This is a genomic window from Gordonia alkaliphila, assembly GCF_039542465.1.
Classification (GTDB): Bacteria; Actinomycetota; Actinomycetes; order Mycobacteriales; family Mycobacteriaceae; genus Gordonia; species Gordonia alkaliphila.
Map to the genome: position 1 here is coordinate 252,249 of NZ_BAABIE010000001.1, position 18,780 is coordinate 271,028.

At 71.5% G+C, this 18,780-nt stretch carries 17 protein-coding genes and 1 riboswitch; of the genes, 7 read left to right on the top strand and 10 right to left on the bottom strand.

Annotated features, from left to right (window positions below; all coding sequences use genetic code 11):
* Window positions 1–5 precede the first annotated feature (5 nt).
* Together ABD989_RS01185 and ABD989_RS01190 are read right to left on the bottom strand one after the other, a co-directional pair.
* Window positions 6–1,649 (bottom strand): DNA repair helicase XPB, encoded by a 1,644-nt coding sequence (locus ABD989_RS01185; RefSeq protein WP_345312127.1) that lies wholly within the window; start codon window positions 1,647–1,649, stop codon window positions 6–8.
* A 45-nt stretch (window positions 1,650–1,694) separates the two neighbouring features.
* Window positions 1,695–4,019 (bottom strand): helicase-associated domain-containing protein, encoded by a 2,325-nt coding sequence (locus ABD989_RS01190; protein ID WP_345312128.1) that lies wholly within the window; start codon window positions 4,017–4,019, stop codon window positions 1,695–1,697.
* Between the two features lie 91 nt (window positions 4,020–4,110).
* Here ABD989_RS01190 and ABD989_RS01195 point away from each other — a divergent pair, with 91 nt between their 5' ends.
* Window positions 4,111–4,293 (top strand): hypothetical protein, encoded by a 183-nt coding sequence (locus tag ABD989_RS01195; protein ID WP_246994062.1) that lies wholly within the window; start codon window positions 4,111–4,113, stop codon window positions 4,291–4,293.
* Between the two features lie 216 nt (window positions 4,294–4,509).
* Here ABD989_RS01195 and ABD989_RS01200 read toward each other — a convergent pair whose 3' ends face one another.
* From ABD989_RS01200 to ABD989_RS01210, 3 genes are all read right to left on the bottom strand, one after another.
* Window positions 4,510–5,082 (bottom strand): transglycosylase family protein, encoded by a 573-nt coding sequence (locus tag ABD989_RS01200; protein ID WP_345312129.1) that lies wholly within the window; start codon window positions 5,080–5,082, stop codon window positions 4,510–4,512.
* A gap of 37 nt (window positions 5,083–5,119) precedes the next feature.
* Window positions 5,120–5,307: riboswitch (cyclic di-AMP (ydaO/yuaA leader) on the bottom strand.
* Between the two features lie 256 nt (window positions 5,308–5,563).
* Window positions 5,564–6,112 (bottom strand): flavin reductase family protein, encoded by a 549-nt coding sequence (locus ABD989_RS01205; protein ID WP_345312130.1) that lies wholly within the window; start codon window positions 6,110–6,112, stop codon window positions 5,564–5,566.
* Entirely contained in the window at window positions 6,109–6,318 is a 210-nt protein-coding gene (locus ABD989_RS01210) for a hypothetical protein (protein ID WP_246994067.1), read from the bottom strand. The genes ABD989_RS01205 and ABD989_RS01210 overlap by 4 nt, the downstream gene beginning before the upstream one ends.
* A 127-nt stretch (window positions 6,319–6,445) precedes the next feature.
* On the opposite strand from ABD989_RS01210, the gene ABD989_RS01215 reads away from it, so the two are divergent.
* Window positions 6,446–6,859 carry a cold-shock protein gene (locus tag ABD989_RS01215; protein ID WP_246996943.1) on the top strand — a complete coding sequence of 138 codons (414 nt, stop codon included), beginning with the start codon at window positions 6,446–6,448 and terminating at the stop codon, window positions 6,857–6,859.
* Between the two features lie 17 nt (window positions 6,860–6,876).
* Here ABD989_RS01215 and ABD989_RS01220 read toward each other — a convergent pair whose 3' ends face one another.
* Both ABD989_RS01220 and ABD989_RS01225 read right to left on the bottom strand, forming a co-directional pair.
* Window positions 6,877–7,476, bottom strand: coding sequence for a DUF2771 family protein (locus tag ABD989_RS01220; RefSeq protein ID WP_246994069.1), 600 nt, complete (start codon window positions 7,474–7,476; stop codon window positions 6,877–6,879).
* Window positions 7,477–7,557: 81 nt separating this feature from the next.
* Complete coding sequence (locus ABD989_RS01225) at window positions 7,558–9,501, bottom strand: MFS transporter (RefSeq protein WP_425556457.1); 1,944 nt, start codon at window positions 9,499–9,501, stop codon at window positions 7,558–7,560.
* Window positions 9,502–9,571: 70 nt separating this feature from the next.
* Here ABD989_RS01225 and ABD989_RS01230 point away from each other — a divergent pair, with 70 nt between their 5' ends.
* Genes ABD989_RS01230 through ABD989_RS01240 form a run of 3 tightly spaced genes read left to right on the top strand, consistent with a single transcriptional unit; the run spans window position 9,572 to window position 13,709 of the window.
* Complete coding sequence (locus ABD989_RS01230; RefSeq protein WP_345312132.1) at window positions 9,572–10,324, top strand: DUF3027 domain-containing protein; 753 nt, start codon at window positions 9,572–9,574, stop codon at window positions 10,322–10,324.
* Window positions 10,321–13,122, top strand: coding sequence for a sacsin N-terminal ATP-binding-like domain-containing protein (locus ABD989_RS01235; protein WP_345312133.1), 2,802 nt, complete (start codon window positions 10,321–10,323; stop codon window positions 13,120–13,122). Before ABD989_RS01230 ends, ABD989_RS01235 begins: the two co-directional genes overlap by 4 nt.
* Window positions 13,119–13,709: a phosphatase PAP2 family protein gene (locus tag ABD989_RS01240; protein ID WP_246994078.1), complete on the top strand. Its 591-nt coding sequence runs from the start codon at window positions 13,119–13,121 to the stop codon at window positions 13,707–13,709. Before ABD989_RS01235 ends, ABD989_RS01240 begins: the two co-directional genes overlap by 4 nt.
* Window positions 13,710–13,745: 36 nt before the next feature.
* Here ABD989_RS01240 and ABD989_RS01245 read toward each other — a convergent pair whose 3' ends face one another.
* Complete coding sequence (locus ABD989_RS01245) at window positions 13,746–13,994, bottom strand: DUF2530 domain-containing protein (RefSeq protein WP_345312134.1); 249 nt, start codon at window positions 13,992–13,994, stop codon at window positions 13,746–13,748.
* Window positions 13,995–14,076: 82 nt separating this feature from the next.
* Between ABD989_RS01245 and ABD989_RS01250 the strand changes: the two genes are divergently transcribed.
* Window positions 14,077–15,549: an NCS2 family permease gene (locus tag ABD989_RS01250; protein WP_246994088.1), complete on the top strand. Its 1,473-nt coding sequence runs from the start codon at window positions 14,077–14,079 to the stop codon at window positions 15,547–15,549.
* Between the two features lie 118 nt (window positions 15,550–15,667).
* Here ABD989_RS01250 and ABD989_RS01255 read toward each other — a convergent pair whose 3' ends face one another.
* Window positions 15,668–16,897 carry a GNAT family N-acetyltransferase gene (locus ABD989_RS01255; RefSeq protein WP_246994090.1) on the bottom strand — a complete coding sequence of 410 codons (1,230 nt, stop codon included), beginning with the start codon at window positions 16,895–16,897 and terminating at the stop codon, window positions 15,668–15,670.
* 59 nt (window positions 16,898–16,956) lie between these two features.
* Between ABD989_RS01255 and ABD989_RS01260 the strand changes: the two genes are divergently transcribed.
* Window positions 16,957–17,808, top strand: coding sequence for a TrmH family RNA methyltransferase (locus ABD989_RS01260; RefSeq protein ID WP_246994092.1), 852 nt, complete (start codon window positions 16,957–16,959; stop codon window positions 17,806–17,808).
* A gap of 23 nt (window positions 17,809–17,831) precedes the next feature.
* Here ABD989_RS01260 and sepH read toward each other — a convergent pair whose 3' ends face one another.
* Window positions 17,832–18,770, bottom strand: a complete 939-nt coding sequence (gene sepH, locus ABD989_RS01265) for a septation protein SepH (RefSeq protein WP_246994094.1) — start codon at window positions 18,768–18,770, stop codon at window positions 17,832–17,834.
* Window positions 18,771–18,780 lie beyond the last annotated feature (10 nt).

Consider the following 18,780-nt stretch of genomic DNA (forward strand, 5'->3'; position numbering starts at 1 on the left):
CCGTCTCAGACCAGCGGCAGATCGCCGGCGTCGATGATCCGGTAGGCGTAGCCCTGCTCGGCCAGGAAACGCTGGCGGTGCGCCGCGTAGTCGGCGTCGAGGCTGTCCCGGGAGACCACCGAGTAGAAGTGCGCCTGGCCGCCGTCGGCCTTGGGGCGCAGCAGGCGGCCGAGGCGCTGGGCCTCCTCCTGTCGGGACCCGAAGGTGCCCGAGACCTGGATCGCCACCGAGGCCTCCGGGAGGTCGATGGAGAAGTTGGCCACCTTGGAGACCACCAGCGTGTCGATCTCGCCGCGCCGGAACGCGTCGAAGAGCTTCTCCCGCTCGGCGTTGCGGGTGGACCCCTGGATCACCGGGGCGTCGAGCTCGCGCCCCAACTCCTCCAGCTGGTCGATGTAGGCGCCGATCACCAGGGTCGGCGCACCGCGGTGCTGCTCCAGGATCGAGCGGACCACGCGCAGCTTCGAGTGGGCGGAGGAGCAGAGCTTGTACTTGGCGTCGGCCTCGGCCACCGCGTACTGCAGGCGCTCGTCGTCGGACATGGTCACCCGGACCTCGACGCAGTCGGCGGGGGCGATCCAGCCCTGCGCCTCGATGTCCTTCCACGGGGCGTCGTAGCGCTTGGGGCCGATGAGGCTGAAGACGTCGCCCTCGCGGCCGTCCTCGCGGACCAGCGTCGCGGTCAGGCCGAGACGACGGCGCGACTGCAGATCGGCGGTCATCCGGAAGACGGGGGCGGGCAGCAGATGCACCTCGTCGTAGATGATCAGGCCCCAGTCGCGGGAGTCGAACAGATCCAGATTCTTGTACTCGCCCTTGGATTTACGCGTCATCACCTGGTAGGTCGCGATGGTGACCGGGCGGATCTCCTTGCGCTCGCCCGAGTACTCGCCGATCTCGTCCTCGGTCAGCGTGGTGCGCGCGATCAGCTCGCGCTTCCACTGCCGTCCGGCGACGGTGTTGGTCACCAGGATCAGCGTGGTGGCGCCGGCCTTGGCCATGGCGGCCGCGCCGACCATGGTCTTGCCCGCGCCGCAGGGGAGCACCACCACGCCCGAGCCGCCCGCCCAGAACGAGTCGGCGGCCATCTGCTGGTAGTCGCGCAGCTCCCAGTCGTCCTGCGCCAGGTCGATGTCGTGCGCTTCGCCGTCGACGTAGCCGGCGAGGTCCTCGGCGGGCCAGCCGATCTTGAGCAGCACCTGCTTGAGGCGGCCGCGCTCGGACGGGTGCACCACCACGGTGTCGTCGTCGATGCGTGCGCCGAGCATGGGGGCGACCTTCTTGTTGCGCAGCACCTCCTCGAGGACCGCGCGGTCCAGGGAGATCAGCACCAGACCGTGCGCCGGGTGCTTGGCCAGCTGCAGGCGACCGAACCGGCCCATGGTGTCGACGATGTCGACCAGCAGCGGCTGCGGCACCGGGTACCGCGAGTAGGTGACCAGGGCGTCGACCACCTGCTCGGCGTCGTGGCCGGCCGCCCGCGCGTTCCACAGCGCCAGCGGGGTGACCCGATAGGTGTGCACGTGCTCGGGCGCGCGCTCGAGTTCGGCGAACGGAGCGATCGCGGCGCGCGCGGCACCGGCCTGCGGATGGTCGATCTCCAGCAGTACCGTCTTGTCCGATTGAACGATGAGGGGTCCGTCAGTCACATGCCCATTGTCCAGGTTCGACGCGCCGCGGCCACCCGGGGTGCGTCACAGCAGTTCGAGGCCGGTGATCCGGTGCAGGAGGAAACTCGCATCGTCGGCTTCGTCGGAGGCGCCGATGAGCTGGCCGGCCTGCAGGGCCTTCGGCTTCACCAGATGTCGGCTGGCCGCGCCCTGGGCGTCGACGTAGCCCAGCCGCACCGACCGCCCGGTGCGCAGCGCCAGCTGGATCAGGGCCGTCGTGTTCTCGTCGCCGCTGGTCGTGATGGACGAGCGCGGCACCTGCTCGGCGCGGTCGGCGGCGCGCAGCCGGCCGACGATGGTCTCGGCCTGCCCGAGGCCGAGTTTGCTGCGACGCCGCGGCAGTCGGGCACTGCGCGCGCGGGCGGCTACGCGGACGCCGCGGCTGCGCAGATCCACCAGGGCGCCGCTGGAGTCCTCGCCGGCCGGCACGAAACCGCCGCGCCGCAGGGCGTCGACCACCTCGCGCACCGGAGCCGGGGACACGGCGACGGTCGCGGCGAGGGCGCGCAGGGCCACCTCCGCGGCCGCGTCGCTGCGCAGCACCTCGGCCAGCAGCGCCGGATCCTCGCACCGTACGAAGGCGGCGGCGACCCCGACGCGCAGGCTGCCGTGACTGCGCGCCACGTCGTCGACGAGGAAGGTCAGCGACTGCGGCACCGGCGTGCGGGAGCGGGCCTCGAGCAGGGCCTTGATCTCCGCGCCGGACCGCCCCGCGTCGAACGCGCGACGCAGGCTGCTCTCGCTGATGCGATACACCGAGGCCGCGCCACCCGATTCGAGGTCGGCGATGGCCTCCACCTGGTCGGCCAGCTCGGCCGTCATCGGTCCGGGGACCATGAGGGTCAGATCGGCCTGGACCAGGAAGTGCTCCACCGGCGTCGGTAGCGCGGTGAGCATGGCCGCCAGGATCGCGGCGGCCGCGTCGTCCTCGTCGTCGCTTCCGGCCAGCAGGAGGCGAGCGGGCGCGGTCAGGGCGCCGTGCGCCACCAGTCCGAGATCGCGGGCCTCGGCGAGGGTCTCGCCGACGAATCGCCGCGTCCACCGGCGCAGGTGCCGCGGGTGTCGCCAGGCCAGGTTCGCGACGAGGGCGTCGACCTCCACGGGGGCGGCCTCCGGTGCCTCCGCCAGCAACTCGAGGACCTGGCGTCGGGTGACGGGTGCGGTGGCGTCGAACAACTCGCTCGACAGGGCCGCGAGGGTGGTGCCGTCGCGGTCGGTGTCGCCGATCTGCCAGGGCCGACGATTCAGGTCCAGCCAGGCTTGGGCCAGACCGTGCCACTTCCGTTCGGCCGTGCTGTGCAGCCACGCGTCGACGCCGACGGTCGGCGCGAAGACCGGTTCGCCGGTGGCCTCGGCCGGTTCGGGTTCGGGGTGGCCGGAGTCCAGGAGGCGGTGTGCGGCCAGGATCTCCACCAGAAGACCGACTCGCGCCACCGGCAGCCCGGTGGCCTTGGCCAGCCGCCGCAGTTCCCGGATGCCGAGGCCGCCGGACTTCAGAATGGCGGCCGGGTGCTGGCCGAGCACCTCGAGCAGGGTGGCGCTGTGGCGGATCAGTTCCAGGGCCTCGCCGGCGCCTGCGGCATCCACGTCGGCCGGGCCGAAGCGGCCGGGGCCGCCGCTCATCGGCGGGGGTGCCAGCACGGCGGTCGGCAGCGGGGGCTCGCCGCGGAGCAAGCGGCCGACCATCGGGACCAGTTCCACGGTCTGCTCGTCGATCCGGGCCAGCAGGCCGGCGCGGATCAGCCGGGGGACGGGGGCGTCGGCATCGGCGTCGGGGGCCGCGTCGCGGCTGCGGCCCAGCGGGGAGCCGACGGTGAGCGTCGCCAGCAGTTCACGCGGCCGTTCGTCGAGGCCGTCGATCACGTCCTGAATCTGCTCGGGTGTGGCGGTGGCGAGCGGGCCCACCAGGTGGTGTCCGCGCCAGGGGAGTGCGGCCGGGAGATGGATGCCGGCGATCCACGCCGGTTTGCGTGCGGTACCCGCTCCCGAATCCCAGATCAGGCCCTGGGCAACCAGATCGGCCAGGCGGGCGTCCAGGGCCGGTCGTTTGAGTCGGCGGCCGAGGGCGGCGACGAGTTGATCGCGGGTCACCGGTCCGATCACGTCGTTGCGCGCGGTGTCCGAGCCGCACTCGAGGAAGGCTTCGATCACCGCCACCGTCGCCAGGTCCAGACTCTCCCCGGCCTGTGCGATCGACGACGCCGACAGGGCACGCTGCGCCAAGACCGCCGTGCCGCGCGGCGGGGGCGAGGCGAGGTCGCCGCGCCGCGTCAACAGGGCGGCGAGGTCGGCATCGGAGCGGTCGGCCAGCGCCTCGGCCAGGCCGCGCAGGGAGCTGTCCGTTCTCATCCGGACAATCCTACCGACGTGGTCTTCGCCACCGACCCCGGCTTTCCCGGTCCCTGCGCCGGTGCCTCGGGACGCATGGCACAATGAGGCCGTGGCTAAGAAGAATACTTACGTGGACAATGGCTGGCCGGATGTGGCGGTAGAGGATCACGCCGTCACCGAGTTCACCGCGCATCTCGCCGGTGCACTGTCGCCGTTCGGCAACGAGAACCCGTTCCCGGTGCCGGCGAGCGAGCTGCCCTTCATTCAATCGCACACCGTCATCAACCGCTGATCCGGAACTGACGAGCGAAACCCCGTGCCTGAGTAGGCACGGGGTTTCGGCGTGTCCAGAGTCGGTCCGGCGCGGAATCGATCGGTCTGGGCGCCGTCGCCCGAGGGCTGCAGTCCGCTCGACCGATACCGCCGCCCGGCAGATGCACAGGAACCCCGCACCGATGGTGCGGGGTTCCTTGGTCTGTGCGCCGGTGTCCGGCGCGGCCGACTCGGATCAGAGACCGAGCAGGCCCTTGTTGTCGTTGAACAGGTCCAGCTGGCCCTGATCGAGCTTGTAGCCCGACTTCGCGAGGGCATCGGCGGCCGAGCGCAGTTCGGGGCTGCCGGCGCGTGCCTGCGAGATGGCGTCGTTGGTGTCCTTGGCGTCGTCGGCCTTCGGTGCGTCCGCGCGGTCCTTCAGCTTCGGCAGCGACGGGGTCGACGGCGTGGCCGGGGCCTGGCGGGGGGTGTGGCCGGACAGGCCGACACCGCACGACGGCCAAGCGCCCTTGCCCTGGCTGGCGAGGACGCGCTCGGCGACCACGATCTGCTCGGCCTTGCTGGCCTGGTGGGCGCTCGGGGCGAACTGGCCGCCGCCGTGGCCGGTCCAGGTGCTCGGGCTGAACTGCAGGCCGCCGTAGTAGCCGTTACCGGTGTTGATGGCCCAGTTACCGCCGGACTCGCACTGTGCGACGCGGTCCCACTCGGCGTCGGTCGCGGCCGAGGCGTTGCCGCCACCGAGGAGCGCGGCGCCGCCGCCGAGGACTGCGGAGGTCAGAGCGACCTTCGCGACGGTCTTGCTGGACATGAACGACTGCTTAGCGTGACGTGCCATTGCTGTTTGAGTTTCCTCTCTCCACGCGCCTGCGAAGTGAGCTGTCGGGTTCGAGCTGAGAGGTGCTCGGTCCGGTCCGGGAGGCCCGGTCTGGACTTAACCCCAAGGCGATCCGTCGGTGACGGTCCGCCGGTATCCGGAGGGATGGTGGGTCCCCCGCCCTCGTTCCTGAACTGAATTGTTCGGTGTACCCGGTGGCGGAACGAGGTTGGGCGCGACCGCCGGGTGATGTGTATTTGTCGGTGCCCGAGGGCGACCGGAATGAACACTACGTAATCCATTCGGGGGAAGTCACCTAGTCGGAAGGAGGGGTTTTTCCCCTACCTACTGGCCGGTTTCGGCCTGTTTCGGTATCTCCGCAGTTCACGGTGCTGATGGTCGTCCCGTAGCCGGTTCGTTATCTCCCCGTGATGTGACTAAGGTCACAACCAGATTGAGGCCCGGGCCACTCGCCTCACGCGCCGTCGAGGGCGCGGCGGGCTTCCAGTGCTCGGAACGTGCTCGCGTGGAAGACCAGCGGCTCCACCGTCGGATCGCTGCGCAGCGACTGGATCTCCAGCAGTACTACGGTGTGGTCGCCGGCCGGCAGCTCGCCGGCGGCCGTGCAGAGCAGGTGAGCGGTGCCGCCCGGGATGAACAGTGCACCGCTGGAGAGGGCCACCGGGCGCACCCGGGCGAACCGTCGGTCCGGGTGTCCGGCCAACTGGCGGGCCAGGTCGCCCTGGTGCTCGGCGAACACGCTGACACCGAGTTCGTCCGCGTCGCGCAGCAGCGGCCAGGTGGCCGACTCGTGGCGTACCGCCACCGACACCAGGGGCGGATCGAGGGAGACGGTGGTGAACGAACTCGCCGCCATGCCGATGTCGGTGCCCGCCGGGAAATCGGGACCGTCGACCGTCGTCCGACGGCACACGGCCACGACGCCGGACGGGAAGCAGCTGTACGCGCGTTTGAGCGCGCCGGGGTCGCCGACCGGCACCAGCGGCGACGGTCCGTCGGTCATCGGCTGCGACGCCCGGAGATCAGGGCGAAGACGAGAGCCAGCAGCAAGCCGATGGGTGCGCCCATCGCGAGGATGTAGGTGAGGGTCACGATCGCCTGATTCGACTCGCGCACCGCGGGGAACAGCAGGGCGATGCTGGCGACGAATCCGATGACGACCAGGATCACGGCCGTGGGCAACAGCGCCGAGGACTTCTGGGTCTGCATGAGATCCACGGTAGTCCGACGCGTACCATCGGTCGAAAGTGCGCCTCGAGCTCGCCCCGCGGACATCTGCAGTGGCGGGCGGGGCGCATTCTGATGAGTTGGTCCGAGCAGTTTGAAGGTGAGCACTGTGCCGAGCGGTCACGTGAAGTGGTACGACCCCGCCAAGGGGTTCGGTTTCCTGTCGCAGGAGGGCGGGGAGGACGTGTACGTCCGTTCCTCGGCGCTGCCCGCGGACGTCGACGCGCTCAAAGCCGGCCAACGGGTCGAGTTCGACATGGCGGCCGGCCGCCAGGGACCGCAGGCGCTGCGGGTCACCGTGCTCGACGCGGCGCCCAGCGTGGCGCGCAATGTGCGGGAGAACCAGCGGGCGGCCACCAAGAAGCACACGCCCGACGAACTGCACGGCCTGATCGCCGACCTCATCACCCTGCTCGAGGGCAAGGTGCAGCCCGACCTGCGCAACGGTCGCTACCCGGACCGCAAGACCGCTCGGCGTATCTCCGAGGTGGTCCGCGCGGTGACCCGCGAGCTCGACCGCTAACCGGTCACGAGCTTTCGCTACGCGGTGCCGCGGATCTCGCCCAGCACCGTCTCGTTCGTCACCGAGAAGCCCTTCGGCCGGGTGTCCACCGCGTAATGGCCGCGGAACGGGATGGTGCCCTGCCCGGATTCGAGACCGTCGGGCGCATCCTCGACCACGGCGGAGAACGGCTTCACCTCGATGCCCAGGAGCACGCGGTGCTGCGTGGACGGCAGGATCTCGGTGTACGCGTCGCCGGTGGTCTTGATCCAGGTCACCGGCTGGATGCCGCGGGAGGTGGCGTAGAGCGCGGTAAGCGTCCACGGCTTGGTCGCGATCTCCGACGGCACCGACAGCACCAAGCTCTCGTCGATCGGCACCGGGAACACGGTGACCGGCAGTGCGGCGAGTTGTTCGAGACTCAGGTACGCAGGCCGGCAGGCGTCCATCTGCAGAGTGCACCAGTACGACGGTGACACCTGCTGATACTCGGTGCCCGCCGCCACCGAGATCTTCGGATCGGTCTCGGGCATCGCCCGCACCAGGAGGGCGGTGGCGACGGCGATGACGATCACCATGACCGCGCCGACCGCGGCCAGAATGGTCAGCGCCTTCTTATCTGCGGGCTGCAGGGACACCGGGGGACCTCACTGTCGTAGTTGCCGGGACGTTCTCTGGGTGGGACGTATCTGGATAGGACGTTCTCGGGGGTGCCCGGACTAGTCGGGCCGGTGCCGACGCTGCGGTCGGGTGACGGGCGGGCGGGCGGTATTCGGGGCGGGAGAAGGACGCGCCGACCGCTGCGCGGCGGTGGGCCGCTCGGACGGAGCGTCGTCGATCGGGAAGGGACGCGTGGATGCGGGGCCCGGGGGAGTGGGCACCGTGGCGAAGCCCGCGGTGGGGGCGGGCTCGGTGGGACGTCGTCCACCGACGCCCGGCACCAGGGTGGCGCCGCGACTGGTCATGACGGTCTGGGCGAAACCGGCCGCCATCAGGACCGCGACCACGGTGAAGCCGATCCACAGGGTGGTGGGCAGCACCACGCCGAGACTGGCGCCGAGCACCCAGCACAGCTGGAGGACGGTCTCGGAACGACCGAAGGCCGACGCGCGGGAGGCCTCGGGCAGGTCGTCCTGAATGGTGGAGTCCAAGCAGACCTTGGCGATCGCGCTCACGCCCGAGGCGATCAACGCCGCGATGACCACCATCAGCAATGAGCCGAAGATCGCGGTGAGCACGGCGGCACCGGCCGCCGCGCCGGTGCTGGCGACGATGATGCGCGGCGGGTGCTTGAGTTCCAGGCGGGTGCCGATGCCGTTGCCGATGCCGTTGCCGATACCGGCGGCGGCGCCGACGGCGCCGAGCATCATCAGCTGTGCCCAGCCGCTGGAGCCGGACTGCGCCTTGGCGTAGAACGCGATGTAGAGGGTCAGGAAGCCGGTGAGGATGCGGATGGTGCCGTTGCCCCACAGGCTGGTCACCACGGTGCGGCCGAGCGGCTGGCGCATGGTGGCCGCGAGGCGGGCGGACAGGCGGCCGCGGCCACCGGTCGCGGCGTCGGCCGTGGCCGACGCCTGCTCGCCGTCGCGGTAGGTGAGCGTGGTGGGGACTTCGCCCTCGGTCACCTCCACCCAGGCCGGGATCTTCATGCAGAAGTACGCGCCCACGATCGCGAGCAGGCACAGGAAGACCATCGCGCCGGGGATGTGCAGGGGTAGCCAGGTGCCCAGGATCAGGTCGATCGCGGCGGCCAGACCGCCAGCGACGATGGTGCCGAAGATCAGCCCGAACATGGTGAGCCGGGAGTTGACGCGCACCAGGTCGATCGTCGGCGGGAGTACCCGCGGCGCGACGGCGGATTTGAGAACGCCGAACGATTTCGACAGCACCATCAGTCCCAGCGCGCACGGATAGAGGATCCACGGCTTGTACTGCATCTGATGGGTCACCGGATCCCACGACGAGTTCACGATGATCAGCAGCGCCAGCACGGCGCGCAGCCCGAAGGTGGTCGCCATCGCGATCCGGCGCCCGTGCTGCAACTTGTCGAGCAGTGGGCCGATGAGCGGTGCTATCACCGCGAAGGGCGCGATGGTCAGGGCCAGGTACAGGCCCACGTTGACCTTCGACTCACCGGTCGCGGCGGCGAAGAACAGGGTGTTGGCGAGCGCGACGGCCATCGCCGCGTCGACGGCGTTGTTGGCGATCACCGGCATGGTGAGGGCGGTGAGCCCGGAGCGGTCGGCCCCGTCGGCGGTGGCGGCGCGGTGCACGATGTCCACGCCGCGACCGGCGAAGTACTTGGACCGGCGCGCCATCACGCGCACCACGGTCACCTTCTCCGGCGGCACGTAGTCGGTGCGGCGTCCGTTGGCGTGCGGCGCCGCCGCGGTCGCGGGATCGTCGATGACCTGGGTGTCCGGATCGTCGAGCGGCGGCAGATGCCGATTCTGGGTGCGCGGGGGCGGCGGCGTCGCGCCGGGCGGCGGATAGCGCCGGGTGCGGGGGTCGGCGGGATAGTTGTGCCGACCCGGGTGATCGCCGCTGAATCGGGGTTCGGGTCGGCGGGCGCGCGAAGGATCCCCGGATGGTCCGGGGTTCTCGCGTGCTGATCGGGAAGCCACGACTCGATTGTTCCCTATCGTGCCGACGACTCGTCGCATGGGCGTTCCGGGGCGTCGCGGATACGCCCTCAACGTGCATTTCGCTACCGCGCTGAGGCACACTGAGGGGGTGAGTGTGGCAGCACAGGCGACCCTATTGGAGCAATCCGAGCAGATCGCACGACAGGTACTGGTGGCCGACGGGGAGCAGCCCGGCGAACACCTGGGGGCACGACCGGAAGGCGAGTGGGCTGTGGCCCACAGTTTTGCGGCGCAGGTTCCCGGGTACGGCGGCTGGCACTGGTGCGTGGTCTTGGCCGCAGCCCCGGGCTCGGACGAGGTGACCGTGTCCGAGGTGGTCCTCCTTCCGGGCGACGGCGCGCTGCTGGCCCCGAACTGGGTGCCGTGGGCCGAGCGCATCTCCGCGGGCGACCTGGGTCCCGGCGACCTGCTGGCGTCGCCGCCGGACGATCCGCGCCTGGTGCCCGGCCAGACCGACACGCTCGACGTGGACCCGGTCGACGCCGACCAGGTGGGCCAGGTGGCCGCCGAGATCGGCCTGGGTCGTAAGCGCCTGCTGTCGTACGAGGGCCGTGCCGAGGCCGCGCAGCGCTGGCACGACGGCGACTTCGGCCCGGAATCGGCGATGGCGCGCAACGCCCGCTACTCCTGCAGCACCTGCGGATTCTTCCTGCCGCTCGCCGGTGCGCTGCGCGCCGAGTTCGGCGTATGCGCCAACGAGTTCGGCGCCGACGGCCACGCCGTCCCGCTCGACTACGGCTGCGGTGCGCATTCGGACACCCCGATGCCGGCCGGCGGCCAGGGCAGCCCGGCCTTCGAGGCCTACGACGACGGTGCAGTGGAGATCGTCGAATCTCGATGACGCCGTCGGCGGCGCGACCGGACCCGGCCGATCCGTTCGGTACGGCCGCGCTGCGTGCGGCGACCCTGTCTGCGTGGCGCGATTCGCCGACGCGGCTCGCCGAGGACGTCGCCGCCGAGGCTGAACTCCGGCACATCGGGTACCGCGACCGCTGGTTCACCGAACTGGCCGCGAACGCCGCCGATGCGGCGCTCGCCGCACCGGTGCCCGGCCGAATGCGGCTGACCGTCGACGGCGCGCAGATCCGCATCGCGAACACCGGCGCCCCGCTGACCCGCGCGGGCGTGCAGGCCCTCACCGCGCTGCGCGTGTCCCCCAAAGGCGTCGAGCCGGCCGCGATCGGCCGTTTCGGGGTCGGATTCCGCGCCACGAGCTTCGTCGACCGCGTCGATCTGCTGTCCACCTCGGGGTCGATCACCTTCGACCGGCAGGCGACCGCGGCGGCGGTGGTGGAGCTGCCCGTCGACGCTCCCGAGGTACCCGCTCAACGCCTGGCGTGGCCGCTGACCGCGGCGCCGAGCCACGGCTATGCGACCGAGGTGGTGCTGCACTGCGCCGACGAGACCCAAGCGCAGACGCTCGCGGCGCACGCTGCGGCGGAGGCTGAGGACCTGTTGCTGGCGTTGTCGGCGCTGGTCGAGATCGTCGTCGACGGCACCGCGATCACCCGCCGGGTGGACGGCGACCAGGTGGTGATCGACGTCGAGGGCCGTCCGCACCGCCGGTGGCTGCGCAGCAGTGCGGGCGGGACGCACTGGCTGGTGCCGGTGGTCGACGGACGACTGCAGCCGCTGACCGACGACGTGGTGCGCAGTCCCACGCCGACGCAGATCCCGCTGTCGTTGCCGGCCCGGCTCGTCACCGACCTGCCGTTGACCCCGGATCGCCGCGGCCTGCACCCGGACGCCGATCTGGCATCGGCCGCGGTCGGCTACACCGCGCTGGTGGCGGCCGCGCCGGACGACCAGAAGCACCTGCTGGTGCCCGCCCCGGCGTTCGCCGCCGGCGCCGAGGACGCGCGGCTGCGCGCCGCGGTGCTGGCGGCGCTGGCCGCCGACCGCTGGGTGCCCGGCGTCGACGGCCGCCGACTCGCGCCCGAACGGACGCTGGCGCTGCGCGGGCTCACCCCCGACCTGGCCGATCTGCTCGGCGAGGTGCTCGAACCGCTCGCCCATCCGCTGGTCAGCGACGGCCCGGCGGCGGCGGCCGTGCTGCGCCTGGGCGCGGCGGAACTCGGGTTGGCGCAGCTGGCCGATGTGCTGTCCGGTGTGGACCGCCCGCCGTCGTGGTGGGGTCGGCTGTATGCGGCGCTCGACCCGCTGGTGACGGGCCCCGACGCCGTCGCCGAACTGGGGGCGCTCCCGATTCCGCGCGCCGACGGACGCAGTCACCGCGGCGTGCGGGGCGTGTTCGACGTCGACCTGCCCGCCGACGACGAACTGGTGCTCGACTGGGTGCCGACGGTGCACCCGGCCGCCGCGCACCCGCTGTTGGAGCGGCTGGGCCTGGAACGCTTGACCGTCTCGCAGGTGCTGGCGCATCCGGGACTGGAGCAGCGGGTGGCCGACGCGGACGAGCTGTCGGACACCGAGCACGAGGAACTCGTCGACGCGGTCCTGCGTCTGCTCGACGCGAGCGACGCGGAACCGACGGTGCCGACCTGGCTGGGCGCGCTGGACGTCCCCGACTCCGAGGGTGAACTGCGCCCGGCCGACGAACTGCTGCTGCCGGGCAGCCCGCTGGCGTCGGTGCTGGCCGACGACGCGCCGCTGGGCGTGATCGACGCGGACTTCGTCGCGGCCTATGGCGCGCGCCCGCTCCGTCGACTCGGCGCGGGGTGGGGCTTCACCACGGTGCACGACGACCTGCCCACCGCCCCCGACCACGACCTCGACGGCGAGGCCGACTGGTGGGACGGGCTCGAGGTGCCGCCGGAGGCCCTGCGTGCGGTCCGCGACCTGGACTTGGTGGCCCCGGACCGCTGGGGCCGGGCCCTCACGCTGCTGGCGCAGGACCCGGACATCGCCGCGGACCTGGCCGACCCGGACGGCTACACCGTCTGGTGGCTGCGGCGGCACGCCGAACCGATCGCGGGGACGCCGTTGCGCCGGTGCGCCGCCCCGGACACCGACAGCTGGCGCGGCCTGTTCGACCCGCTGGACCATCCGTCGGCGGCGGCCCTCACCGCGCTGCTGGTCGGCGCGGAGCCCGACGACACCGACGACGCCGACGGATGGCTGGCTGCGCTCGCCGACCCGGCCCGCACCGTGCCGCCCGGTGTCGCCGCCCGAGCGCACGCCGCCGTGGTGCAGGCCTACCGGGCCGGCCGCGTCAGGCTGGACCGACTCGACCCGCCGCTCGGGCTGCGCACCCTGGCCGGATCGGTCAGCTCCGACGCCGTGGTGCTCGACGCGCCGTGGTGGGTGGCGGTGGTGCCGCCGGCGGACGCCGTGCTGGTCGGCGCGCACCCGGAAGCGCGCTCGGCGGCCGACTTCGCCGCGTTGGTCGACGCCCCGCTGGCCTCGGAGACGCTGTCGGTGCACGTGGTCTCCGTCGGACGCTTCCTGGATCCGGAGTCCGGTCCGGCGCTGCGGCTGGCGGCCGCCACCGGCTGGGGCCTGTCGGGGCCGCTGGTGGCGCACGACGCGCTCGTCGTCGCGGTTTTCGACGACGACGCCGAACGGCGCGTCCGCGTGCCACGCTGGCGGGACACCGCGGGCACACTGCACGTGGAGCACTGCGTACCGTGGGATCCCACCGGACCCGATCCCCGTCGACCGCGAGAGGAAACGCCGTGAGCTTGTCGCCCTTCGGTTTCGACCACAGCACTCTCGACTGGGTCCTGTCGGTGCGCGCCGAGCCGTGGAATTCGCTGTGGCAGATGGTCACCGTCTTCGGCGACACCCTCACCCTCACGCTGGTGGCGATCGGCGTGTTCGTCCTCGCCTGGGTGGGCGAACGGATCGACCTCGCCGCCCTCATCGCGTTCGGCGGCGTCTCCGGCTACCTGGTGATGGTGCTGCTCAAGAGCGTGTTCGGCCGGGCGCGACCGCCGGTCGCGGACCGGCTGATCGACATCGGCTCGCTGTCGTTCCCCTCCGGTCACGCCATGATGTCGACGGTGATCTTCGGGTTGACCGCGGTGATCGTCTACCGGCTCTACGTGTGGGTGCGACTGCACCCGGGCGTGCTGCTGCTGGCGCCCGGAGCGGCGTTGATCATCGGCGCCTCCCGGGTCTACCTCGGCGCGCACTGGGCGTCGGACGTGCTGGCGGGCTGGGCGCTCGGGCTCGTCTGGCTCGCGCTGTGCCTGCTGGCGCACAAGCAGATCGTGCGTTGGGTGCAGTTGCGCACCGAGCCGCCGGTCCGCGTCTCCCGGAACTGACGCCCGCAGAAAGCGGACGCGCGCCGCGCTGCCGCGTCAGTCGAGTCCTTCTTGCGCGCCCTTGCTGCCGCGGCGCACGGCCGTCCGCTGGACCAGTACGATCACGGTGCCGACCAGGCCGACGGCCAACCCCACCCAGCACACCGTCAGCGCACGATCCGGCCCGATGTCGGTGACGGCGACGACGATGGTCGCGATCAACCAGGCGAGCATGCCGCCGACGATGACCGGCTCGGGTGCGCGCAGTCGCGCGGGCAACTCGGGGACTGCAGTCGGTTCGGCCATGCCATTACGGTAGCTTCTCCCGGGTAGGCACCCGATTTCCGTCGGGAATTTCCAGTCCACGAGCGGCAAGGATGGTCGGCGCATGAGCGAGACGACGGACGAGGCGAGCCCGGCGCAGAAGCCGCCGGCGTCGGACCGAATCGCCGCGTACTTCAAGATCGCCGAGCGCGGCTCCACGTACGGCCGCGAGGTGCGGGGCGGTCTGGTCACCTTCTTCACGATGGCCTACATCGTGGTGCTGAATCCGATCATCATCGGCGGCATCGCGGGCGACGGCCGCAATGCCGACATCAACGGTGACGTGTTGCCGATGGTGCAGGTGGCGGCGGTGACGGCGCTGGTCGCGGGCATCATGACCATGCTGATGGGCCTGGTGGCCAACTTCCCGTTCGCCATCGCCGCCGGCCTGGGCATCAACAGTCTGCTCGCGGTGACGATCGCCCCGGAGATGAGCTGGCCGGCCGCCATGGGGCTGGTGGTGATCGACGGCATCATCATCGTGATCCTCGGTCTCACCGGTTTCCGGACCGCGGTGTTCAACGCGGTGCCGCCGGAACTCAAATCGGCGATCGCCGCCGGCATCGGCGCGTTCATCGCGTTCATCGGCCTGGTCGACTCCGGCTTCGTGTCCCGCACCGAGGGGGGACCTCCGGTGCAGCTGGGCGTGGACGGTTCGGTGGCGACGGTGCCGACCCTGCTGTTCGCCGTCGGTGTGCTGCTCATGGGCGTGCTGACCGTTCGCAAGGTGCCCGGCGCGCTGCTGATCGGCATCGTCGTGATGACCATCGTGTCGCTCATCGTCGAGGCGATCTGGAACGTCGGCGGTCGGTCCGACGACAACCCCGGCGGCTGGGCCATGAACACCCCCGGGTCTCCGGACAGCTTCTTCGGTCTACCCGACCTCACCCTGGTGGGCCAGGTGGACCTCTTCGGCGCCCTCGAGCACGTCAGCGTGCTGATCGCCGGCATCTTCGTCTTCACCCTGGTGCTGTCGAACTTCTTCGACGCCATGGGCACCATGACCGGTATCGGCAAGGAAGGCGGCCTGACCGATGAGAAGGGCAACCTGCCGGGCATCGGTAAGGGCCTGGTGGTCGAGGGTGCGGGCGCCATCGTCGGCGGCGGCGCGTCGGCGTCGTCGAACACCGTCTTCGTCGAATCGGCCGCGGGCGTGGCCGAAGGTGCGCGCACCGGCCTGGCCAACGTGGTGACCGGTCTGCTGTTCCTGGTCGCCATGTTCTTCACGCCGCTGTACGAGATCGTGCCGATGGAAGCGGTCACCCCGGCGCTCGTCGTGGTGGGCGCGCTGATGATGGCGCAGGTCCGCGACATCGACTTCAGTCGGTTCGAGTACGCGCTCCCGGCGTTCCTCACCATCGTCGTGATGCCTTTCACCTACTCGATCGCCAACGGCATCGGCGTCGGCTTCATCGCCTGGGTGGTGCTGGCCTCGGCGCGCGGCAAGTGGCGCACGGTGCACCCGCTGCTGTGGGTGGTCGCGATCCTGTTCGTGCTCTACTTCGCCCGCGGACCCATCTCCGACCTGGTCGGTTAGCGCCAGCCCCCGCGCACGCCGACCGCTCGCGCGACAGCCGTCCGTTCCCGCGAGACGATGCCGGTCCCGCGGGCCTCGCGCGGGCCCGCGGGACCGGCATGCTCTCGCGGGAGTCGACCTAGAAGTAGGTGCCCGCGAACGGGGCCCGGTCGACGGCGAACATCGCGTCGAGCAGGTCGGCGGTGGCCGGGGAGTCGCACTCGATGCGCCCGGCGGTCACCAGTTCCCGGGCGGGCGTCCCACCGGTGTACAGCGAGCTCAGCGTGGCAACGCTGAGCGCCGCGCGCGGCAGCCCGTCGGTCGACGAGGACACCCGCTCGGCGACGCCGCGACCGTCCACCACGTCCAGGCGGTACGTGCCGCCGCGCCCGTCCCAGCCGTCGGACACCTCCAGGAGGACCGCGCCGTCGGTGCCGTAGGTGCGCGCGGACAGCGCCGCCGCCACGTCGAGCAGCGAGACCCACAGTTCGTCGGTGCGTCCGGTGACCCGGACGGCGCGCGCATTGTGCAGCTGCAGGCCGAGCGTGTCGTCGACCGGGACCTTGGCGCTGATCGAGGTGACCAGATCCAGGCCGGTGAGGACCCGCCACAGATCGGTGTGCGCCTGGTCGGTCACCGCGACGAACTCCTCGACGGTGGCCGACGCCTCGCGGGCATCGATCCGATAGGCGGCGTACCCGTCGGCGTGCAGCAGGTAGTACAGGTCCGTGGTCTGCGAGTTCCGGCGGAAGCCGCGGTCGGCCAGGATCGACGGCCACCACGAGTCCGGGCGGTGCACCGCGCCCGGCCGCGTCGCGGCCCAGCGCGCATGCAGCTCGGGGATACGCGCGGCGATCTGGTCCGCGGTGCCGTACCGGACGCGGGAGTCGGCGGGCGCCTCGGTGCGCCACGCCACGGCGCTCGGATCCACGGTGACGGTCTCGGCGAAGCACGCCGGACCGAAGCCGAAGCGCTCGTAGATGCCGCCCTCGGAGGCGGTGAGGATGGCCAGCGGCAGCCCGGCGGCGCGCCACGCGGCGAACTGCTCGGTCAGCATGCGGCGCAGCAGTCCGCGCCGCCGGTGCGTACCCGCGACCGACACCCACGACAGGCCGCCGGTCTCCAGGCACGCCCCGCCGGGCACGGTCAGCGGCAGCTGGAAGTACAGGGAGACGGCGACCAGCGGGGCGCCGTCGCTGCCCTCGTCGCGCACCACCAGCGAGTCGGTGACCCGCCCGCGGAACTCGGCGACCTCGGCGTCCGGCAAGGGCGCGGGGAGGGCGAAGGTCCGCGCATCGAGCGCGATGATCTCCGGCCAGTCGGCGCTGCGGGCGCGGCGCATGGACAGGGGCGACGGTTCACTGGTCACTCTGCCGAGTCTGCCAAACGGCTTTGGAGCGCGTACAGGCGATGTGGAACGGTGGTCTGGTGCAGCACGCTCTCGCCGTCGACGTGATCGATGTGACCGATCCCGACGACCCGCGCGTCGACGACTTCCGGGACCTCAGCGCGGTGGATCGACGACCCGATCTGGCGGTCCTGCCCGGCGGGGAGGCGGGCAAGGGCCTGGTGATCGCCGAGGGCGTGACCGTGACCCAGCGGATGATCGCCTCCCGCTTCACGCCGCACGCCTTCCTCGGCGTGCCCAATCGGTTGGCGCAGCTCTCGAACGACCTGTCGCACCCGTCGCTCGCGGGCGTTCCGTTCTATCGCGTGAGCGCCGACGTGATGGCCGCGATCGTCGGCTTCCACCTCAACCGCGGCGTGCTGGCGGCGGCGCATCGCCCGGCCCCGCTGACGGTGGCCGAGGTGCTCGCGGACGCGCGCACCGTGGTGGTCCTGGAAGGGGTCAACGACCACGAGAACATCGGCAGCATCTTCCGCAACGCCGCGGGTCTGCACGTAGACGCACTGATCTTCGGCGCCGGATGCTCAGATCCCTTGTACCGCAGGAGCGTTCGCGTCTCGATGGGACACGCGCTGCTGGTGCCGTTCGCACGTGCCGACGCCTGGCCCGACGACCTCGACACGGCGGCGCGGGCCGGCTTCTCGCTCGTCGCGCTCACCCCGGGGGAGGGTTCGGTACCGCTCGACGCCGCCGTCGACGCCGACCGGATCGCCTTCCTGGTCGGTGCCGAAGGGCCGGGGCTGACCGCGGAGACCATGGCGCGGTGCGACGTCCGGGCGCGCATCCCGATGAGCCGCGGCACCGATTCGCTGAACGTGGCCACGGCCGCGGCCATCGCCTTCTACGAGCGGACCCGTCGACTGCAGGCCTGACGGACGACTAGTGCCCCGTGGCACTAGTCGTCGTGACTGCGCACGCCGAGGAGCACGTCCTCCCAGGCGGGGACGGCCGGCTTGGCGCGCTTGGCGCGGTGACGGCTCGCTCCGGAACGCTCATCGGCCGTGGCGCCGTCGCCCGACTGGTGCTCCTCGTCGGCAGTGCGGAGGTTGTCGTAGGCCTCGGCGGCCGGTGCCGTCGAGTACTGCAGGTCCAGAATGTCGGCCAGCGGCGGCCGCGGACGCTCCGGCGGGCGGGACTGCTGGGCGTCGATCAGCGAGTCCGCGTCGACGGTCACCTCCTGGTGTCCGTCGGGCCGGAACTCGCGCCGCGGCTCGGCAGGCACCGCGGCCAGTCGGGTGCGGCGCGCGGCGCGGGAGAGTGCGGGGTCGGTCAGCTCCACCGCGAGCTCGTCGATCGGATCGGTGGTGCCGCCGTAGGAACCGGGCAGGAAGCGCCAATGGGCGAACTGCTCGTCCGGGCCCTCGTAGAAGGACACCTGGACCACCCAGTCGCCGTCGTCGGCCTTCCAGGAGTCCCAGCGGGCGTCGGCGGGGACTTCGCCGCGCAGCACGAGGCATTCGGCGACGAGTTCGCCGAGGGTGGCCGGATTCGGGCCGTCCATGTCCATCGGGTGCGAGGCCCGGGCCAGTTCGGCGGCGCGGGCGCGTTCGAGCAGCACCGGGTGGGCGTACCGCTCGATCTTGCTGACCGAGACGCCGGCGATCTGCGCGAGTTCGTCCACCGACGCGCCGGCCCGAATCCGCGACTGGATCTCGCGCGGACGCAGTGCGGCGTCGCCGCTCACCGGGATCTGGCCGAGCTCGGTGGTGTCGGCACGAGCGGCGGCCCGCAGGTCGTCGTCCGCGCGGATACGGAAGTGTTCGTCGGTCTCCCGATCGATGCAGACGACGTACTGTCCGTCGGACTCGACGCGCAGCACCTCCAGTTCACGCATTCGATCCTCC